Raw genomic sequence first — 18,701 nt, forward strand, 5'->3', positions numbered from 1 at the left:
ACGGGCTCGAAAGGCGCGCCCCGGCCGGGGCCGTGCGCCCACGCAGGCAGGAAGCCGGCCCCACCGGCCGGGCATCGTCCTCAAACGCCGGACGGGCTGGACAGTGCGGACGGGCTCGAAAGTCGCACCCCGGCCACGGCCGCGCACCCACCCACGCAGGACGCCGGCCCCACCAGCCCGGCATCGTCCTCAAACGCCGGACGGGCTGAGTCGTCAAGCCCGTCCGGCGATTGAGGACACCGCCCACCGGCCGTCACGGACGGGGCTCCGCCGAGGTGGGGGACCAACGCGGTGGCACCCGCCCCTGGACCGCCGGGGGCAAGGGGCGGGTGCCACCGCGGGACAGGAAGTCCGTCAGCGGCAGCGTCGCCGCGCCGACCGTGACCGCGTCGGGGCCCAGCCGGCCCATCTCGACCGTCGCCCGCGCCCCCGTGTGCCGCAGCGCGTACTCACGCGCATAGCGGCGGATGTCCGGCAGCAGGTGCGGGCCGATCAGGAGGCCCGCCCAGCCGCCGAGGAGTACCCGTTCGGGCAGGAACAGGTTGATCAGGTCGGCGACGGCCGCGCCGAGGCATTCCGCCGTCTCGTCGAGCAGTGCCACGGCGACCGGGTCGGGCGCGGGTCCGCCCGGCGGCGGGAAGGCGGCGGTCAGCAGGGCCGCGAGGGCCGTCTCGTCGTCCGCGTCGGCGGGCAGTGGCCCGCCGGCCTCCTGCCAGCGTTCGCGCATCGCCTCGGCGCCCGCGTACGCCTCCAGGCAGCCGATGGAGCCGCAGCGGCAGCGGCGGCCCCGCAACTGCACCGTGGTGTGGCCCCATTCGAGCGCGCCGCTTCGCTGGTTCTCGTCGAGCGTGCCGCCTTCGCCACCGTGAATCACGCTGGCGCCGACGCCGGAACCGATGAGCGCGATCGCCGCGGTGCCGGTGCCCCGGCCGCCGCCGAACCACATCTCGGCCTGCCCCAGTGTCTTGGCGCCGTTGTCGATGAAGAGCGGGACCTCGGCGGGTATGTCGACGGCGGCGCGCAGCAGTTTCTCGAAGGGTACGGCGGTCCAGCCCAGGGTCTGGCCGTGGACGACCGCGCCCTCGGGGCCGTCGCGTTCGATGATGCCGGGGACGCCGATGCCGATGCCGAGGAGTTCGCGGGGGTCGGCCCCGGCGTCCCGCAGGACGTGGGCGACTCCGGTGCGCACGTGCGCGACGATGCGTTCGACGTCGTGGCCGTGCTGGGCCAACAGTCTTTCGGTGCGGGCGAGTTCGGTCAGGGACAGGTCGAAGAGTTCGACGCGGACGCGGGTCTCCCCGATGTCGATGCCGATGAGGAGCGCGCCGCCGGGGGCGACGCGCAGCAGTGTGCGCGGCCTGCCGCCGTCGGAATCGACCACTCCGGCCTCCTCCAGGAGGCGTTCGGCGGCGAGTTCGGTGACGACGTTGCTGATGGAACCTGAACTCAGTCCGGTCGCGGGACCGAGCTCCTGACGGCTCAACGGCCCGTCGAAATACAACCGTTGCAACACCCTCGCCCGGTTGCCCCTGCGCAGGTCACGCACTGTTCTTCTGTCCCGTTCGGCCATGGTGCTCCTTCCCAGCAGGCAACATACCCCGGTCCCAGACCTTGACGCGACCTTCCCTCACCTCTTAAATCACGACATAAATTAAGCCGTGAGGCAGCGTTCGACTCTCGAACACAAGCCACCCCGGAAAGGGGCCACCCATGCGCAGAATCAGAGCTGCGGCAGTCGTCACCCTCGCCACCGCCCTGGCCGCCACCGTCACCGGATGCGGCGGTGGCACGTCCACCGACGAGGGCGGCGGCAACGACTCGCCGAAGACCCTCACCTACTGGGCGTCCAACCAGGGCCCCAGCATCGAGGCCGACAAGAAGATCCTCACTCCCGAACTGAAGAAGTTCGAGAAGGAGACGGGGATCAAGGTCAAGCTCGAAGTGGTGCCGTGGTCCGATCTGCTCACCCGGATCCTGGCCGCCACCACGTCCGGGCAGGGACCCGACGTGCTGAACATCGGCAACACCTGGTCGGCCTCACTCCAGGCGACCGGCGCGCTGCTGCCGTGGGACGACAAGAACTTCGAGGCGATAGGCGGCCGGGACCGCTTCGTCGACTCGGCCGTCGCCTCCGCCGGTGCCGAGGGGCAGCCGCCCGCCGCCGTACCGCTGTACTCGCTCGCGTACGCGCTCTACTACAACAAGCGGATGTTCGCGGACGCCGGCATCGACGGACCGCCCGCCACCTGGGACGAGCTGGTCGCCGACGGCAAGAAGCTGTCCAAGGACGGCAAGTGGGCGCTGGGCGCCGAGGGCGGCAATCTGTCCAACAACATCCACCAGGTCTTCGCGCTCGGCCAGCAGCACGGCGACGACTTCTTCGACGCGTCGGGCAAGCCGACGTTCACCACCGAAGGCAATGTGGCCGCCGTCAAGCAGTACGTCGACCTCATGGCCAAGGACAAGATCATCGCTCCGGGCAACGCGGAATACGCCCAGAACCAGTCGCTGACCGACTTCGCCAAGGGCAGGACGGCGATGGTGCTGTGGCAGGCCGCGGCCTCGACGTTCGCCTCCCAGGGCATGAAGCCCGCGGACTGGGGCGCCGCGCCCGTACCCGTGCCGTCCGGCGCGCCCGGCACCGGCAAGCAGGTGAACTCCATGGTCGCCGGCATCAACATCGCCGTCTTCAAGAACACCAAGAACGTCGACGGCGCGAAGAAGTTCGTCAAGTTCATGACGAGCGACGCCGAACAGAGGCTCCTGAACAAGACCTACGGGTCGATCCCGCCCGTCGCCGCGGCCCAGGCCGACCCGGCGTTCGCCGCGCCCGATCTGAAGGTTCTGCGCGACACCCTCGCCAACAGCGCGGCGCCGCTCCCCCAGGTGCCCGAGGAGTCGCAGTTCGAGACCGCCGTCGGCACCGCCGTCAAGGACCTGTGGGCGGACGCCGCCTCAGGGACCCCCGTGACGACCGAGTCCGTCAAGAAGCGGCTGGACAAGGCCCAGCAGCAGATGCGGCAGTGAGGCACCGCCCATGACGTCCACCGTGACTCCCCCGACTCCCCCCGTACACACGTCGGGCAGCGGTGCGGACCAGGGCGACGGGGGTGCGCGGCGGCGGCGTCTGCCGCGCGTCCCCGACCGGATCCGCCATGGCGGGCTGCCCTACCTTCTGCTGCTCCCGGCCGTCCTGCTCGAACTGCTCGTGCACATCGTCCCGATGGTGATCGGGATCGTCATGAGCTTCCGCGAACTGACGCAGTTCTACATCAACAACTGGGACAAGGCGCCGTGGCGGGCGTTCGACAACTACAAGATCGCCGTGGACTTCGACGCCCCGCTCGGCGAGGCGCTGCTCCACTCCTTCTACGTCACCTGTGTCTTCACCGTCATCACGGTCGGTCTGTCCTGGCTGTTCGGCATGGCCGCCGCGATCATGCTCCAGGAGAACTTCCGCGGCCGGGGCCTGCTGCGGGCCATCTTCCTCACGCCGTACGCGCTGCCGGTGTACGCCGCCGTCATCACCTGGGCGTTCATGTTCCAGCGCGACAACGGCATCATCAACCATGTCCTGCACGACCAACTCGGCCTCACCGACGAGCCGTCGTTCTGGCTCATCGGTGACAACAGCTTCATCGCGCTGGTCGTCGTCGCCGTCTGGAAGTCCTGGCCGTTCGCCTTCCTCATGCTGATGGCGGGGCTCCAGAACATCCCGCGCGAGCTGTACGAGGCGGCGTCCATCGACGGCGCGGGCATCTGGCAGCAGATCCGCAGGATCACCCTGCCGTCGCTGCGGCCGGTCAACCAGGTGCTGGTGCTGGTGCTGTTCCTGTGGACGTTCAACGACTTCAACACGCCGTACGTCCTGTTCGGCGACTCGGCGCCCGAGGCGGCCGACCTGATCTCGATCCATATCTACCAGTCGTCCTTCGTCACCTGGAACTTCGGTACGGGCTCCGCGATGTCCGTCCTGCTGCTGCTCTTCCTGCTGCTGGTGACAGCGGTCCACCTGGTGGCCACCTCGCGCGGAGGGAAGGGTTCCGATGCCGCATAAGGCCCTGGCCTGCAAGGCCGGATCTCCGCTGGCTCCCCCGGCGTCCTTCCTGTGGACCCGCCGGATCATCCTGGCGTTCCTCGCCGCCTTCGCGCTGCTGCCCGTCTGTGTGATGGTCAGCAGCTCCTTGAAGCCGCTTGAGGATGTGACGGGCAAGTTCCAGTGGATCCCGTCCGAGATCACCATCCGCCCGTACTTCGACATCTGGGACACCGTCCCGCTCGCGCACTACTTCATGAACTCGCTGATGGTGGCGGGCGCGGCGACGGTGCTTTCGGTGACGATCGCGGTGTTCTCCGCGTACGCCGTGAGCCGCTACCGGTTCAAGGGCAAGCGCGTCTTCACCGTCACGGTGCTCTCGACGCAGATGTTCCCGGGCATCCTGTTCCTGCTCCCGCTGTTCCTGATCTTCGTCAATATCGGCAACAGCACGGGCGTCGCCCTGTACGGGTCGCGGGGCGGGCTCATCCTCACCTATCTGACCTTCTCGCTCCCCTTCTCCATCTGGATGCTGATCGGGTACTTCGACTCCATCCCGAGGGATCTGGACGAGGCGGCGATGGTGGACGGCTGCGGCCCGTTCGGCGCCCTGTTCCGGGTGGTCGTGCCGGCCGCGATCCCCGGCATCGTGGCCGTGTCGGTCTACGCGTTCATGACGGCGTGGGGGGAAGTGCTCTTCGCGTCCGTGATGACGAACGACGAGACCCGCACGCTCGCCGTCGGTCTCCAGGGCTACGCCACCCAGAACGACGTGTACTGGAACCAGATCATGGCGGCCTCGCTCGTCGTCAGCGTGCCGGTCGTCGCCGGATTCCTGCTCCTCCAGCGCTATCTCGTCGCCGGACTGACGGCGGGAGCGGTGAAGTGACGCGTCGTCACGTCACCCCCCGCCAAGTGGTTCACCGTCAACCCATTCCTCAAGTGGCCTCTGCAGAAAGGCAGTCAGTGAACGACCTCAACACCCTTCCCCACGATTTCCTCTGGGGCGTCGCCACCGCCGCCTACCAGATCGAGGGCGCCGTCGCCGAGGACGGCCGCTCGCCCTCGATCTGGGACACCTTCTCCCACACCCCCGGCAAGGTCGACAACGGCGACACCGGGGACATCGCCTGCGACCACTACCACCGGGTGCCCGAGGACATCGGCCTGATGAAGCGGCTCGGGGTCGGCTCGTACCGCTTCTCGGTCGCCTGGCCGCGTGTCGTGCCCGGCGGCGACGGGCCGGTGAACGAGGCCGGGATCGGCTTCTACGACCGGCTGGTGGACAGCCTGCTGGAGGCGGGCATCACCCCGTTCGCCACGCTCTACCACTGGGACCTCCCGCAGACGCTCCAGGACCGCGGCGGCTGGCCGGCCCGCGAGACGGCCGAACACTTCGCCTCCTACGCCTCCGTCGTCGCCGAGCGCCTGGGCGACCGGGTGACGGACTGGGCGACCCTCAACGAGCCGCTGTGCTCCGCGTGGATCGGCCATCTGGAGGGCCGGATGGCGCCGGGGCTCACCGACATCGAAGCCGCCGTGCGCGCCTCGTACCATCTGCACCTCGGCCACGGGCTCGCCGTCCAGGCCATCCGCGCGGCCTCCTCCGACGCCCGCGTCGGCATCGTCAACAACCTCAGCCCGATCGAGGCGGCCACCGACCGCGAGGCGGACCGGGCGGCGGCGGTGCGGGCCGACGGCCACATCAACCGCTGGTGGCTGGACCCCGTCCACGGGCGCGGCTACCCGCAGGACATGCTCGACGTGTACGGGGTGGAGCTGCCCGAGCGCCCCGGCGACCTTCGGACCATCGCCGCGCCACTGGACTGGCTGGGGCTCAACTACTACTTCCGCCAGGTCGTCACCGACGACCCGGCCGGGCCGGCGCCGTACGCCAAGCAGGTCTATCTGCCCGGCGTACGTCACACGGGCATGGACTGGGAGGTGCACGCGGACGGCCTGGAGGAGCTGCTGCTGCGGCTGGCCGGCCAGTACGGCGCACAGCGCGTCTACGTCACCGAGAACGGCTCGGCCTACCCGGACGTCCTGCGGGACGACGGCACGGTCGACGACCCGGAGCGCACCCGCTATCTGGAGGAGCATCTGGCGGCCTGCGCCCGTGCCGTACGCAAGGGGGTGCCGCTGGCCGGGTACTTCGCGTGGTCGCTGCTGGACAACTTCGAGTGGGCCTACGGCTACGACAAGCGGTTCGGCCTCGTCCATGTCGACTACGCGTCGCAGCGGCGGACGATCAAGTCGAGCGGACACCGCTATGCCGAGATCATCCGCGAGTCGGCGGCCCGCAGCCACAAGGCGGCCTGAGTCGTGAACACATGTCCCCGGCAGCGGTCACCACCGCTGTCGGGGACGGGAGTTACCCGGTTGAACTGACGTTACGTCAGAGACGCGCCGCCGGGAGCGACGGCTCCGTGCCCGCCTGTGCGACCACGGAGGCCGCCACCCGCGAGGCGAAGTCCAGCATGTCCCGCAGCGGCGTCGGGGTGAACTCCGGCAGGTGGCCGGTGTGGACGCCGCGCGTGACCAGCCAGGTGAGCACGGCCGCCATGAACGCGTCGCCCGCGCCGATGGTGTTGACCACCTCGACCGGAACGGCGGGCACGGACACCGGCTCGGCGGAGTCCTCCGAGTAGGCCGTACTCCCCCGCGATCCCCTGGTCAGCACGACCAGCCGGCCACCGGCGGCGAGCCGGCGGCATGTCTCGTCGGGCGTCGAGTCCGGCCACAGGCGCGCCAGGTCCTCGTCGCTGGCCTTGACCACCTGGCCCAGCTCGCACAGTTCGCGCAGCTGGCGCCGCCCGCTGTGCGTGTCGAGCGTGCGGTCCTCGCGCACGTTCGGATCCACCACCAGCAGCGGCCTCCCGGCCGCCGCCGCGCGTGCCGTCGCCGCCACGGCCGAGGCCGCGGGTTCGACGACGGCGGCGAGGCCGCCCACGTACACGGCGGCGAAGCGCTCCACGTCCGTGCGGTGCGGCAGTTGGAAGGTCGCCGTCCGCTGGAGGTGGAAGTGGTAGCCGGTGCCCTCGGGGCCGGGGTCCGCGACGGCCAGCGCCGTGGGGAGGTCCGGCCGGGCGCAGAGGCCAAGCTCGACTCCCGCCGAGCGAAGCCGCCGTTCGATCGACCGGGCGAACCCGTCGCTCCCGAGGGCGCCGGCGAACCAGCTCGGCGTGGACAGCCGGGCCAGTCCGGTGGCCACGTTCGCGGGGGCGCCGCCGGGCTGGGCCAGGTGTGCCTGAGCTCCGCCGGCCGCCGGCACCAGGTCGATCAGCGCCTCACCCATCACCAGGACGGCGCCGGGACCCGGTACGGGGTCCGGTGCCGGGCCGGGCGTATCGGTCACGGCTGCACCACGATCTTGCGGCCCTGGCCCGCCTTGAACCGCTCGATGGCCTGCGGGTACTGCTCCAGCGGCAGCCGGTCGCTGATGAACACGGCGGGGTCGAGGACCCCGGTGGCGAACAGCGCGGCGGCCCGCTCGTAGCTGTGCAGCACCGCCATCGAGCCGGTGATGGTGATCTCCTGGTTGTAGATCTTGTACGGCTCGATGACCGCCGTCGTCGCGTAGTCGGAGACGCCGAACTGAAGGAACGTCCCGCCCTTGGCGACCCGGCCGAGGCCGTCCTGGATCGCGCCCGCGTTGCCGGTCGCGTCGATGACGACGTCCCAGCCGCCGGGCCGCTCGAACTCCTCGGCCGAGGCGCCCGCGCGGGAACAGCCGAGCTTGGACGCGGTGGCCAGGCGCTCGGGGTTGATGTCCAGGATGTCGACGCCCGCGGCGCCGGTGCGCTTGGCCAGCTCCAGCATCATCAGGCCCATGGTGCCCGAGCCGTAGATCAGCACATCGGCGCCGAGCGTGCTGCTCAGCACGTCGTAGCCGCGTACGGCGCAGGACAGTGGCTCGATGAGCGCCGCGTCCCGTACGTCCACGTGGTCGGGCAGTTTGACGCAGTTGGCCACCGGCGCGACGGCGAACTCGGCGGCGCCGCCGGGAACACTGACCCCGATCGCGTTCCACCGGTCGCAGAGGTTGCCGCGACCGGCCCGGCAGTAACGGCACTCGTGGCAGTACAGCGACGGGTCGACGGCGACCTTGTCACCCACCACCAGCTCCGTGACCTCGGCACCGACGCCCACGATCTCGCCGGCGAACTCGTGGCCCGGCACGATCGGCAGCGTCGGTGCGAACTCGCCCTGGAGGATGTGCAGATCGGTACCGCAGATACCGCAGGCGGAGACGGACACGACGACATCGCGCGGGCCCGGGGTCGGGTCGGGGACCGTGGTGACGGACACCTTGCCGACACCTTCGACGATCGCTGCCCTCATTTGACGGCTCCAAGAGAAAGGCCCTGGACCAGTTTGTCCTGGGCGGCGAAGCCGGCGGCGAGCACCGGCAGGGACACGACGACGGAAGCGGCGCACAGCTGGGCGAGGAAGAGGCCCTGGCTGGTGACGAATCCGGTCAGGAAGACGGGCGCTGTCTGCGCTGTCACGCCGGTCAGGACCCGGGCGAAGAGCAGTTCGTTCCAGCTGAAGATGAAACAGATCAGCGCGGTGGCCGCGATACCGGGGGCGGCGACGGGCGCCACGACCCGGATCAGGACAGTGGGCAGCCGGGCGCCGTCCACCTGTGCGGCCTCGATGATGGAGACCGGCACGTCCGCGAGGAAGGACTGCATCATCCAGACCGCGATCGGCAGATTCATCGAGGTGTAGAGGATGACGAGCAGCCAGATGTTGTCCAGCATCCCCACGTTCTTGGCGAAGAGATAGACCGGCAGCAGTCCGGCGACGACCGGCAGCATCTTCGTGGAGAGGAAGAAGAACATCACGTCCGTCCATTTGCGGACGGGCTTGATGGACAGCGCGTACGCCGCCGGCAGCGCCAGCACCAGGACGAACAGGGTCGAGAACACGGACGCCGTCACCGAGTTGATCAGCGGCGGCCAGGGGCTCGCCCCGCCCTCGGCGCCGAAGAACGCGCTGTAGTTGTCGAAGGTCAGCGGCGCGGTGAGGGACGGCGGGTTGGTCGCCGCGTCCGTCTCCGAGTGCAGGGACGTGAGGAGCATCCACAGCGCGGGGAAGCAGAAGACGATCCCGATCACCCAGGCCAGCAGCCCCAGCGCGGTGGAACGCCGCTTGGCGCGCCGGGCCTCGGGGCCGTACGTGTCCTGCTGCCGTACGCGGGTGGACGCCTTGCCGGGGGCGGCCGCGGTCTTCGGTGCGGAGAGTGTGCTCATGCGCGCTTCGCCTCCTCACTGAAGAGGGACGAGACGACGCGCAGGGCGAAGGTCGCGATCACGATGGTGCCGATCACGACGACCACGCCTGCCGCGGAGGCCAGTCCGTACTCGTGAGCCTGGTAGAAGGTCTGGTAGATGGTGTAGGGCAGGTTGGCCGTGCCGAGTCCGCCCGCGGTGATGGTGAACACGGCGTCGAAGTTCTGCACGATGTAGATCGAGCCGAGCAGGACGCCGAGTTCGAGGTAGCGGCGCAGATGAGGCAGGGTCAGGAAGGCGAACATCTGCCAGGCGTTCGCGCCGTCCAGGCGTGCCGCCTCCATCATGTCCAGCGGCCTGCTCTGGAGTCCGGCCAGCAGGATGAGCATCATGAACGGCGTCCACTGCCACACGAGCGACGCCTCGACGGCGAGCAGCGGCATGTCCGAGATCCAGTCGGGCTGCGACGGGTTCTCGACGCCGAACAGTCCGGTGAACCAGGCCCAACCGCCGTTCAGCAGGCCGTACTCGGGGTTGTAGAGGACGTGCTTCCACAGCAGCGCCGCCGAGACGGGCACCAGCAGGAAGGGCGTGATGAGCAGCGTACGGACGAAGCCCCGGCCCATGAACTCGCGGTCGAGCAGCAGCGCGAGCAGCAGTCCGAGCACCACGCTGGCGATCACGACGCTCGCGGTGAGCAGCATCGTCGTGAACACCGAGTCACGCAGGTCCGCGTCGGTGAACACGGAGCCGTAGTTGGACAGTCCGGAGAAGCCGCGGGCGTCCGGGTTGAGCGAGTTCCAGTCGAAGAGCGAGATGAACAGCGTCGCCACGAAAGGCAGTTGGGTGACGGCGATGAGGAAGATCAGGGCGGGCAGGAGGGGGGCGCGGGTGGCCCAGGCGCGGGCCCGTCCGGAACGGGGTCCCGCCGGGGGGCGGGACTTGGCCGGTGGGGCCGGGTCCGGCGGGGCCGGCGCCGGGGTGACGGAAGTGCTCACCGGTACTCCTCGGCTACCTTCTCGGCCAGCTTCTGGGAAGCCTCCAGGGCCTCGTCGACGGACTGGCGCCCGGCGATGGCCTCGCTGATCTCCTGCGAGACCTTCGTACCGAGGTCGGTGAACTCGGGAATGCCGACGAACTGGATACCGACGGTCGGGCGGGGCTGGGTGCCCGGGTCACGCGGGTTGGCGCTGGAGATCGCCTCCGCGGTGACGTCGGCGAACGCGCCCGCCTCCTTGCGGTAGTCCTCGTTCAGATAGGTCGAAGCACGCTTGCCCGCCGGGACGTTGGCCCAGCCGATCTTCTCGCCGACGAGCTTCTCGTACTCCTTGCCGGACGCCCAGGAGATGAACTTCCAGGCGTTGTCGGTGTTGTTGGAAGCCTTCTGCATGCCCCAGGCCCAGGTGTAGAGCCAGCCGGAGCTGTCCGTCTTGTCGACGGGCGCCGGCACGTAGCCGATCTTGCCCTTGACCGGGGAGTCCTTCGCCTCCAGCGAGCCCGCGCCCGCCGTGGCGTCGTACCACATGGAGGTCTTGCCCTGCGTCATGTTGTTGAGGCACTCGGCGTAGCCGGCCTGCGGCGCGCCCGCCTCGCCGTGCTCGCGCACGAGGTCGACGTAGAACTTGGTCGCCTTCTTGAACTCGGGCGAGGTCAGCTGTGGCTCCCAGTCCTTGGTGAACCAGGTGCCGCCCATGGTGTTGACGACGGTCGTCAGCGGGGCGATGACCTCGCCCCAGCCCGGCAGACCGCGCAGACAGATGCCCTTCATGCCCTTCTCGGCGCCGTCCGTCTTGGCGGCGAGGCCGGCGACCTGCTGCCAGGTGGGGTTGGCCGGCATCGTGAGGTTCTTCTCGGCGAACACGTCCTTGCGGTACATCAGGAAGGACGACTCGCCGTAGAACGGCTGGCCGTAGAGCTTGCCGTCCTCGGCCGTCAGCGACTCCTGGAGTGGCTTGAGGATGTCGCCCTGGTCGAACGCCTTGTCCTTCTGCGCGTACTCGTCGAGCGTGTGCAGCCAGCCGTTCTTCGCGAAGAAGGGCACCTCGAAGTTGCTGATGGTGGCGACGTCGTACTGGCCGGCCTGGTTGGAGAAGTCCTGGCTGATCTTGTCGCGTACGTCGTTCTCCGGCAGCACCGTGAAGTTGACCTTGATGCCGGTGTCCTTGGTGAAGTTCGCGGCGGTCAGCTTCTGGAGTTCGACCATCTGCGGGTTGTTGACCATCAGCACGTTGAGCGTGTCACCGCCGTCGGAGGCGGTGCCGCCCGCGCCGCTGCACCCCGCGAGGAGTGCCGTCAGGGCCGCTCCCGCGCCCACACGTACGCCAATTCCACGTCGTCGCTGCTGGAGGGGCATGAGATTTCTCCTGATCGTTCGGTTGCGGTAACTGCTGGTGACTGTGAGGGGTGGAAAGATCGGGGGTGCCATGGGCGTCGGGGGCCGTCGTGGGGGCGTACGGGTCCCAACCCCTGGCCGGTGCGGCGGGGGTCCGAGAGCGGTGGGACACGTCAGACGCGGATGACCTGGGGGCCGAGCAGCGAGTAGCGCTGCGCCTCCGCCGATGGGAGTCCGACGTCGGTGACGATCGTCTCGAAGTCACCGACATCGGCGAACCGGCAGAAGCTGACGGCGCCGAACTTGGTGTGGATACCGGCGAACACCTTGCGGCGCGCGCTACGCATGGCCTGGGCCTTCACCTCGCTGACGGCCGGGTCGGGGGTGGTCAGCCCGTACTCGCGCGAGATGCCGTTCGCGCCGACGTACGCCAGGTCGATGACGAAGTCCGCGAGCATCCGGGTCGCCCAGTGGTCGACGGTCGCCAGGGTGCCGCCGCGCACCCGCCCGCCGAGCAGCAGGACCGCGATCCTCTCGGCGTCGGCCAGTCCGTTGGCGACCGCCAGGGACGCGGTGACGACGGTCAACGGACGGTCCCTGGGCAGGGCTTCGGCGACGAGCTGGGGAGTGAAGCCCTCGTCGATGAAGACCGTCTCGGCGTCACCGATGAGATCGGCGGCGGCTGCCGCGATCCGTGACTTCTGCGGTACGAGGCGGGTGGTGCGCACCGCGAGGGTCGTCTCGTAGCCCGCGCTCTCGACGGGGTAGGCGCCGCCGTGGGTGCGCCGTACCAGGCCGTGCTCCTCCAGGGCGTGCAGGTCACGCCGGACGGTCTCCTTGGCGACGGTCAACTTCGTGGCCAGCGAGGTGACTTCCACCGACCCGTCACGTCGGGCGATCTCAAGGATTTCTCGTCGGCGTTCATCCGTGTCCACGACACACTTCCCTGCTCTGCTGCGACTCAGCACCCGTTCGGGCTCATGGGTCGTTTGTACAAGCAAGAGCCCCGGCTCGACCAGGCTCTTCGCAGCTTTGACTCTGCCCGTTCATGCCCGTTTCACCTTCGGCGTCTGCCCTGGTGGTACGGGGGGCACCCCCCTCCGGCGCCCGGTTCGGTGCCCGATTGAAGCAGATCGCTGCCCGAACGGCGCCCGAAGCGGTGGTCGGCCTTCCGCGAATCGGCCCGCTAAACGTGAGCTGCGTCCCGCCCGACCCCTCAAAACGGTCAGCGAAACGGGCATGAAACATGTACGGACCACGTACGGAACCACGGACGAATCGCCGCCGGCACACGGGCGGCGGGAGGAACGGAAACGGGCGCGGACAGGCGGATGTCCTCGGTCGCCGGACGGGCCGCGTGTGCGGCCGTCCGGCGACCGAGGACGAGAGCCGTCGAAACCAGTCGGAACCAGTCCGGGCCGGTCAGGATCAGTCCGGGTCAGTCCGGGTCAGCTGTAGACGCCGAACTCGTAGAGCGAGTAGCCCCACGCGGTGCCGCGCTCGGTCGCGTTCACCCGTACATACCGCGCCTCGCCGGTGACCGCGATGTCGTCGATGCCGCCGTCACCGCCGGTGACGGTCTTCACCGTGCTCCAGTCCTGTCCGTTGTCGGACGTCTGGACGGTGTAGCTCTTGGCGTACGCGGCCTCCCAGGCGAGTTGCACGTGCTTGAACGCGGTCCGCGCGCCCAGGTCGACCTGGATCCACTGCGGGTCGGCCCAGTCGCTGGCCCACCGGCTGCCGAAGTCGCCGTCGACGGCGCCGGCCGCCGGGCAGGGGCAGCCGACGCTGTCGGGCTGGAAGGACGACGCCGTGGCGGGCTTCCCCTTGGCCACGTTGCTGCCGTCGACGGGCGGCGGCACGACCTTGAAGGACTTGGTCTCGATCCCCACATTGCCCTTGCCGTCGGTCGCCTTGATGTACACCTTCCACACGCCGAGCTTGTCCGGCGCGGTCACGGTGAAGTCGCCGGTGCCCCCGGCGGTGAACCGGGCCGGGGTCAACTGCCCGCCGTCGTCGATGTACTTGCTGTTGACCAGGACCTCGTAGCCCAGGGCGTCACCGTCCGGGTCGGCCACGTCCGAGGTGACCTTGAACGGGCGTCCGGCCGGTACGGACGTGGCGCCGTCCACGGCCATGTTCGTGATCACCGGCGGCTTGTTGTCGCCGGCGGTGCTCCTGCCGTACGCCTCCTTCACCGCGTAGTACGAGAGGCGCTTCTGGCCCGCGGGCAGCAGGTTGAACCAGACGCCGCCGAAGTCGTACTCGGTGCCGTAGTGGAAGAGCGTCGCGCCGAGCGCGACACCCCGGTGGCCGGTGACGCAGTTCCACGCGTCCTTGTAGCCCTGGGCCTTGGCCAGGTCGGTGGGCTCCGAGGCCACACCGTTGGCGTCGTCGTCCACCTCCCACTCGCCGGCGGGACCGCCCTCGGTGACGATGTAGGGCTTGGTGTAACCGCCGGCGTTCCAGGTCTCCTCGATGTTGCACACGTCGGCGTAGGAGTTGACCGCGTACAGGTCGAGGTCGGGCGCGTTGCGCTGGTAGTAGGGCCAGGCTCCGGTCCACGCGTCGGTCGAGGTCACCGGGTGGTTCGGGTCGACGGCGTGGATCTTCTTGGCGATGTCGTTGACGAAGGTCGTGTACGCGTTGCGCTGCTGCTCCAGCGCGTCGCCGCTGTAGCAGTTCTGGAGACCGAGTACGGACTCGTTCCCGACGTTCCACATCAGGACGCCCGCGTGGTCCTTGTAGGTCTCCACCCACTTCGGGAACTCGGCGAGCATGTCGTTCTTGTACTGCGTGTCGGTGAGGTAGTTGACGCAGCCGCCGCTTCCGGGGCCGCCGCCGGGCTGGAGCCAGAATCCGGCGATGACCTTGACGCCGTTGGCGGCGGCCGAGTCGAGGAGGGGCTTGGTGGTGCCGTCGGTGCCCCAGGTCCGGATGGTGTTGACGCCCATGGAGGCGACGTCGGGCATGTATCTGTCGGCGTCGGCGACGGACGGACCCCAGGTCAGGCCCTTGACCTGGTACGGCGCTCCGTCGACGGTCAACTGCCAGGCGCCCTGCGATCCGGTGACCTTGACGACACCGCCGGCCGCTTGCGCGGGGCCGGCGGTCGGGAGGGTCACGGCGAAGGCGGCGAGGAGCGTGGTGGCGGCGACCGATGCCAGGGTGCGCAGCCGGCCGGGCGCGGATCTCGGAAGGAGTCGTGAATCGCTCATGAGTCACCTGTGGGGAGAGTGCGGGCGGGGGATATGAGAAGCGGAAGCGGGGGCGGCATGGGAGGGCCGCGCATCGGACGACCGCACATCGGACGACCGCTCATGGGAGAGCGCTCTCCCATCGGCGGGTCACGTCCCGATCGGGAGAGCGGTCCCGGTTACGGCAGTTCGTAGTCCTCGTTCAGGGCCGCACCGGCCCCGGGGTTGTTCTGGTCGTAGCCGCGTGCGTCGCACTGGAGTCCGCCGACGACACAGTGGTTGACCATGGCGCGCAGCGTGGCGTCGTCCCAGGCGTTGAAGAAGTCGTAGTGGAACGAGTGCCCTGTCCCACTGGCGAGTCTCACCTTGGACATGTCTCCGTTGACCGGCCATGCCATCTTGAACTCGACCATCGGCAGCGCCACCGGGTGCGATGTCGGACAGACGTCCTGGTTGGCGCCCTGGACGAGCGGATAGGCCATATGTCTCTTGTGGTCCGGGGTGTCCAGATACTTTCCGTCCCAGCAACTGGGCGCCTGGAAGCGGAGGTTGAGCTGGGTGTCCCGGGTGGTCGGGCAACTGGCCGGGAACTCGGTGTTGTTGTACGACTCACCGCACTCCCAGCCCTCCACCCAGCCCGGATGGTTCCGGAACTGCTCGGCCGTCTGGGTCGGGCTGCCGACGACGAACCGCAGCCCCTTCGGGAACGTCCGCACGGTGCGGTAGTCGGTGACTCCCGCCTTGTAGTAGATGGTCTGCGGACCGATGGGCCGTACCGGCTCGTCCCCGTTGAGCAGGGTCGGCATCCAGTACGCGGACCGGTCGCCCGGCGCCTTGCACGCGGTGGTGCCCGCGTCCAGCGAGGCCGTGGTGCTGTTGGCGTCGGTGGTCCGGTTGCCCATGAAGGTGTGGTCGTGCGACGCGCCCGACTGCCCCGGGAAGACGATCGGGTCGTCCGGCCTGGTGTGGGTGACGTCGCAGTTCGCCTGGAACTCGTGGAAGTAGCGGTGCGGCGGGATCTCGGCCGACGGCTCGACGCCGGTGACCGGCGGGTTCGCCGGTATGTAGCCGTCGCCGTCGGGATCGTCCCCCGACGGGACGGGGACGGCCGGAGCCATCTTGTGCCCCGCGTGGGACGCGGCCGTGGTGGCGCGGTCGTTCTTCGGGCCGGCGGTGGCGGTGTCCGTGATCGCGGTCAGCCCCATGGCCACCAGGGCCAGGGCGGTGAACACGAGCAACGCCGACATCAGGGTGGTTTTGCGGAGTCTTTCGGCCATGCGGACCTCCATGCCGCTCTTCGTCCGCATACGGGCCGTATGCGGTGGGGGGAGAGAGTGGTACTGGACGGTGCACCGCGGACAGCGACTTCTGGACCCGGGACCGTCTGGAACCCCGGGATCACTACGGGAGAGCGCTCTCCAAAGCCAGCCCAGTGTTACGCCGCCGCTGAGACAGTGTCAAGAGTTGGTGAACTACGGTCCGCGACGGCGCCCCTTCTGCCCAAGAGATGAACGGACACGACGCGTCCGACCCGGAATGCGAAAGAATGCGGGCGGCTTGAAGATCGATGAACCGCCCCGTCCGCCGGTACGTACCCCGGCCGCCGGACGAGGTACATCCGACGGAGACCCAGGAGCACACGCATGAGTGGTACTGCCCAGATCGGCGTCACCGGGCTCGCGGTGATGGGCCGCAATCTCGCCCGGAACTTCGCCCGCAACGGCTTCACCGTCGCCCTGCACAACCGCACCGCGTCGAAGACCCACGCCCTGGTCGGGGAGTTCGGCGAGGAGGGCGTCTTCGTGCCCGCCGACTCGGCGGAGGAGTTCGTGGCGGCGCTGGAGCGCCCGCGCCGTCTCGTCATCATGGTGAAGGCGGGCGACGCGACCGACGCCGTGATCCAGGAGTTCGCTCCGCTGCTCGAAGAGGGCGACGTCATCATCGACGGGGGCAACGCGCACTTCGCCGACACCCGCCGCCGCGAGAAGGAACTGCGCGAGCGCGGCATCCACTTCGTCGGCGTGGGCATCTCGGGCGGCGAGGAGGGCGCGCTGCACGGACCGAGCATCATGCCGGGCGGCTCCACGCACTCGTACGCGTCGCTCGGCCCGCTGCTGGAGCGCATCGCCGCGAAGGCGCCGGACGGCACCCCGACGGTGGCCCACATCGGCCCCGACGGCGCCGGACACTTCGTGAAGATGGTGCACAACGGCATCGAGTACGCCGACATGCAGCTGATCGCCGAGGCGTACCACCTGCTGCGCACGGTCGCCGGCTACTCCCCCGAGAAGATCGCCGAGACGTTCCGGACCTGGAACACCGGGCGGCTCGACTCGTATCTGATCGAGATCACGGCCGAGGTGCTGGCCCACCGGGACGCCGCGACCGGGAAGCCCTTCGTCGACGTCGTCGTGGACCAGGCCGAACAGAAGGGCACCGGGCGCTGGACGGTGCAGATCGCGCTCGACCTCGGGGTGCCGGTCTCCGGCATCGCCGAGGCGGTCTTCGCGCGCTCGCTCTCCGGGCACGCCGCGCTGCGGGACGTCTCGCGGTCCCTGCCGGGCCCGACGGCGACCGCGCTGGGCGAGGACGAGGCGGCGCGCTTCGCGGACCAGGTCGAGCAGGCGCTGTACGCGTCGAAGATCGTGTCGTACACCCAGGGCTTCCACCAGATCCAGGCGGGCAGCGAGGAGTACGGCTGGGACATCGACCTCGGGTCGGTCGCCGCGATCTGGCGGGCGGGCTGCATCATCCGGGCGGCGTTCCTGGACCGGATCCGCAGCGCGTACGACGCGCAGCGCGATCTGCCGAGCCTGCTGGCCGACAAGCAGTTCGCCGAGGAGATCGGCGCGGCGCAGGACGACTGGCGCGAGGTCATCGCGACGGCGGTACGGCAGGCTGTGCCGACGCCGGGCTTCGCGGCGGCGCTCTCGTACTACGACGCGCTGCGCGCGGAGCGGCTGCCGGCCGCGCTCACGCAGGGCCAGCGGGACTTCTTCGGTGCGCACACGTACCGGCGTACGGACCGCGAGGGGTCGTTCCACACCCTGTGGGGCGGGGACCGCTCCGAGGTCGCCGGCTGAGCGAGGGCCGTGGACCGGGTTGCGCGGCTCGCGGGCCGCGCCCGGTTCTCAAGCGCCGGACGGGCTGTATGCGCAGTCCGTCCGGCGCTTGAGGACACCATCTACCGGCCGGACCCGCCGTCCTGCCCCAGCGGCCCCGGCGCGGGCTCCGGGTCCGGGACCGGGTCGGGGCCCGGCGGGCTGGGGATCGGGTCCGGTGACGGCGCGGGCGGCGGCGCGGGAACGGGCGCCGGGCCGGGTCCCGGACCGGGCAGCGGTCCCGGCTCGGGTCCCGGCGGGCCCGGCGTCGGGGTGGGCGAGGGCGGTACGGGGTCGGGATACGGGTGGGTCATGCCAGTCCTCCAAAAGTACGGACTCGTGCGTTCCCAATGTCTCCCGGTGCGCGTGCCCACGCGCGCCGGGTCCACTCATGATCGGCCCCGCGCACCCGGCCCCGCCGGTCCCGCCGGCCTCACCAGCGCCCGGAATCCGCCTTGAGCCGGGCCTCAGCCGCGCGCACCGTCTCCTCGGACGCGACAGGGGCCACGGCGACCTCGTCCGGGTGGCGCTGCGCCCACCTGGCGGCGTACGGGCACAGTGGTACGACGGGCACGCCCTCGCGGGCCGCCGTCGCGTAGAACTCCTTCACCAGCGCGCCCGCGATGCCCTTGCCCTCGTGGCCCCGCTCCACGACCGTGTGCACGGCCACGAGCGCGGCGGGGGCACCGGCCAGCACGAAGTAGCCGACGACGCCGACGAGCTCGTCCCCCTCGTACGCCTCCAGCCGGCCCTGCGCCCGGTTGTCGCGGATGTCGGTCTCTGCCATGGCGGATGTCT

The 18,701-nt window shown here is 69.7% G+C and carries 16 protein-coding genes; 5 read left to right on the top strand and 11 right to left on the bottom strand.

The genetic code is table 11. From position 1 onward, the window contains the following. Positions 1 to 253: 253 nt before the first annotated feature. A complete protein-coding gene (locus OG700_RS03435) occupies positions 254 to 1,570 on the bottom strand; it encodes an ROK family protein (RefSeq protein WP_405608656.1) in 1,317 nt (438 codons plus the stop codon). Between the two features lie 140 nt (positions 1,571 to 1,710). Here OG700_RS03435 and OG700_RS03440 point away from each other — a divergent pair, with 140 nt between their 5' ends. The 4 genes from OG700_RS03440 (at position 1,711) to OG700_RS03455 (ending at position 6,358) form a co-directional block, all read left to right on the top strand. Beyond that, on the top strand, positions 1,711 to 3,027 hold the full coding sequence (locus OG700_RS03440) for an ABC transporter substrate-binding protein (protein WP_405608659.1): 1,317 nt from the start codon (positions 1,711 to 1,713) through the stop codon (positions 3,025 to 3,027). A gap of 10 nt (positions 3,028 to 3,037) precedes the next feature. After that, complete coding sequence (locus OG700_RS03445) at positions 3,038 to 4,057, top strand: carbohydrate ABC transporter permease (protein ID WP_405608662.1); 1,020 nt, start codon at positions 3,038 to 3,040, stop codon at positions 4,055 to 4,057. Then, positions 4,047 to 4,925: a carbohydrate ABC transporter permease gene (locus OG700_RS03450; RefSeq protein ID WP_405608665.1), complete on the top strand. Its 879-nt coding sequence runs from the start codon at positions 4,047 to 4,049 to the stop codon at positions 4,923 to 4,925. Before OG700_RS03445 ends, OG700_RS03450 begins: the two co-directional genes overlap by 11 nt. Before the next feature lie 77 nt (positions 4,926 to 5,002). Next, entirely contained in the window at positions 5,003 to 6,358 is a 1,356-nt protein-coding gene (locus tag OG700_RS03455; protein WP_405608668.1) for a GH1 family beta-glucosidase, read from the top strand. A gap of 76 nt (positions 6,359 to 6,434) precedes the next feature. On the opposite strand, the gene OG700_RS03460 is transcribed toward OG700_RS03455, so the two are convergent. From OG700_RS03460 to OG700_RS03495, 8 genes are all read right to left on the bottom strand, one after another. Beyond that, positions 6,435 to 7,394, bottom strand: a complete 960-nt coding sequence (locus OG700_RS03460) for a PfkB family carbohydrate kinase (protein ID WP_405608671.1) — start codon at positions 7,392 to 7,394, stop codon at positions 6,435 to 6,437. After that, the gene (locus OG700_RS03465) at positions 7,391 to 8,380 is read right to left on the bottom strand and encodes a zinc-dependent alcohol dehydrogenase family protein (protein WP_405608674.1); all 990 of its coding nucleotides are present in this window, start codon (positions 8,378 to 8,380) and stop codon (positions 7,391 to 7,393) included. Before OG700_RS03465 ends, OG700_RS03460 begins: the two co-directional genes overlap by 4 nt. Next, entirely contained in the window at positions 8,377 to 9,294 is a 918-nt protein-coding gene (locus OG700_RS03470; protein ID WP_405608677.1) for a carbohydrate ABC transporter permease, read from the bottom strand. Before OG700_RS03470 ends, OG700_RS03465 begins: the two co-directional genes overlap by 4 nt. Further along, entirely contained in the window at positions 9,291 to 10,271 is a 981-nt protein-coding gene (locus OG700_RS03475; protein WP_405608680.1) for a carbohydrate ABC transporter permease, read from the bottom strand. Before OG700_RS03475 ends, OG700_RS03470 begins: the two co-directional genes overlap by 4 nt. Then, positions 10,268 to 11,626: an ABC transporter substrate-binding protein gene (locus tag OG700_RS03480; protein WP_405608683.1), complete on the bottom strand. Its 1,359-nt coding sequence runs from the start codon at positions 11,624 to 11,626 to the stop codon at positions 10,268 to 10,270. The genes OG700_RS03475 and OG700_RS03480 overlap by 4 nt, the downstream gene beginning before the upstream one ends. 152 nt (positions 11,627 to 11,778) lie before the next feature. Next, on the bottom strand, positions 11,779 to 12,540 hold the full coding sequence (locus OG700_RS03485; RefSeq protein ID WP_405608686.1) for a DeoR/GlpR family DNA-binding transcription regulator: 762 nt from the start codon (positions 12,538 to 12,540) through the stop codon (positions 11,779 to 11,781). A gap of 513 nt (positions 12,541 to 13,053) precedes the next feature. Next, the gene (locus OG700_RS03490; protein WP_405608689.1) at positions 13,054 to 14,823 is read right to left on the bottom strand and encodes a discoidin domain-containing protein; all 1,770 of its coding nucleotides are present in this window, start codon (positions 14,821 to 14,823) and stop codon (positions 13,054 to 13,056) included. 158 nt (positions 14,824 to 14,981) lie between these two features. Further along, positions 14,982 to 16,079, bottom strand: coding sequence for a DUF1996 domain-containing protein (locus tag OG700_RS03495; RefSeq protein WP_405608692.1), 1,098 nt, complete (start codon positions 16,077 to 16,079; stop codon positions 14,982 to 14,984). 366 nt (positions 16,080 to 16,445) lie between these two features. On the opposite strand from OG700_RS03495, the gene gndA reads away from it, so the two are divergent. Then, positions 16,446 to 17,885 (top strand): NADP-dependent phosphogluconate dehydrogenase, encoded by a 1,440-nt coding sequence (gene gndA / locus OG700_RS03500; RefSeq protein ID WP_405608695.1) that lies wholly within the window; start codon positions 16,446 to 16,448, stop codon positions 17,883 to 17,885. 101 nt (positions 17,886 to 17,986) lie between these two features. On the opposite strand, the gene OG700_RS03505 is transcribed toward gndA, so the two are convergent. Next, positions 17,987 to 18,217 carry a hypothetical protein gene (locus OG700_RS03505; RefSeq protein WP_405608698.1) on the bottom strand — a complete coding sequence of 77 codons (231 nt, stop codon included), beginning with the start codon at positions 18,215 to 18,217 and terminating at the stop codon, positions 17,987 to 17,989. Positions 18,218 to 18,336: 119 nt separating this feature from the next. Then, the gene (locus OG700_RS03510) at positions 18,337 to 18,690 is read right to left on the bottom strand and encodes a GNAT family N-acetyltransferase (RefSeq protein ID WP_405608701.1); all 354 of its coding nucleotides are present in this window, start codon (positions 18,688 to 18,690) and stop codon (positions 18,337 to 18,339) included. Positions 18,691 to 18,701: the final 11 nt, after the last annotated feature.

It is taken from the genome of Streptomyces sp. NBC_01508, assembly GCF_045040315.1.
Taxonomy (GTDB): domain Bacteria; phylum Actinomycetota; class Actinomycetes; order Streptomycetales; family Streptomycetaceae; genus Streptomyces.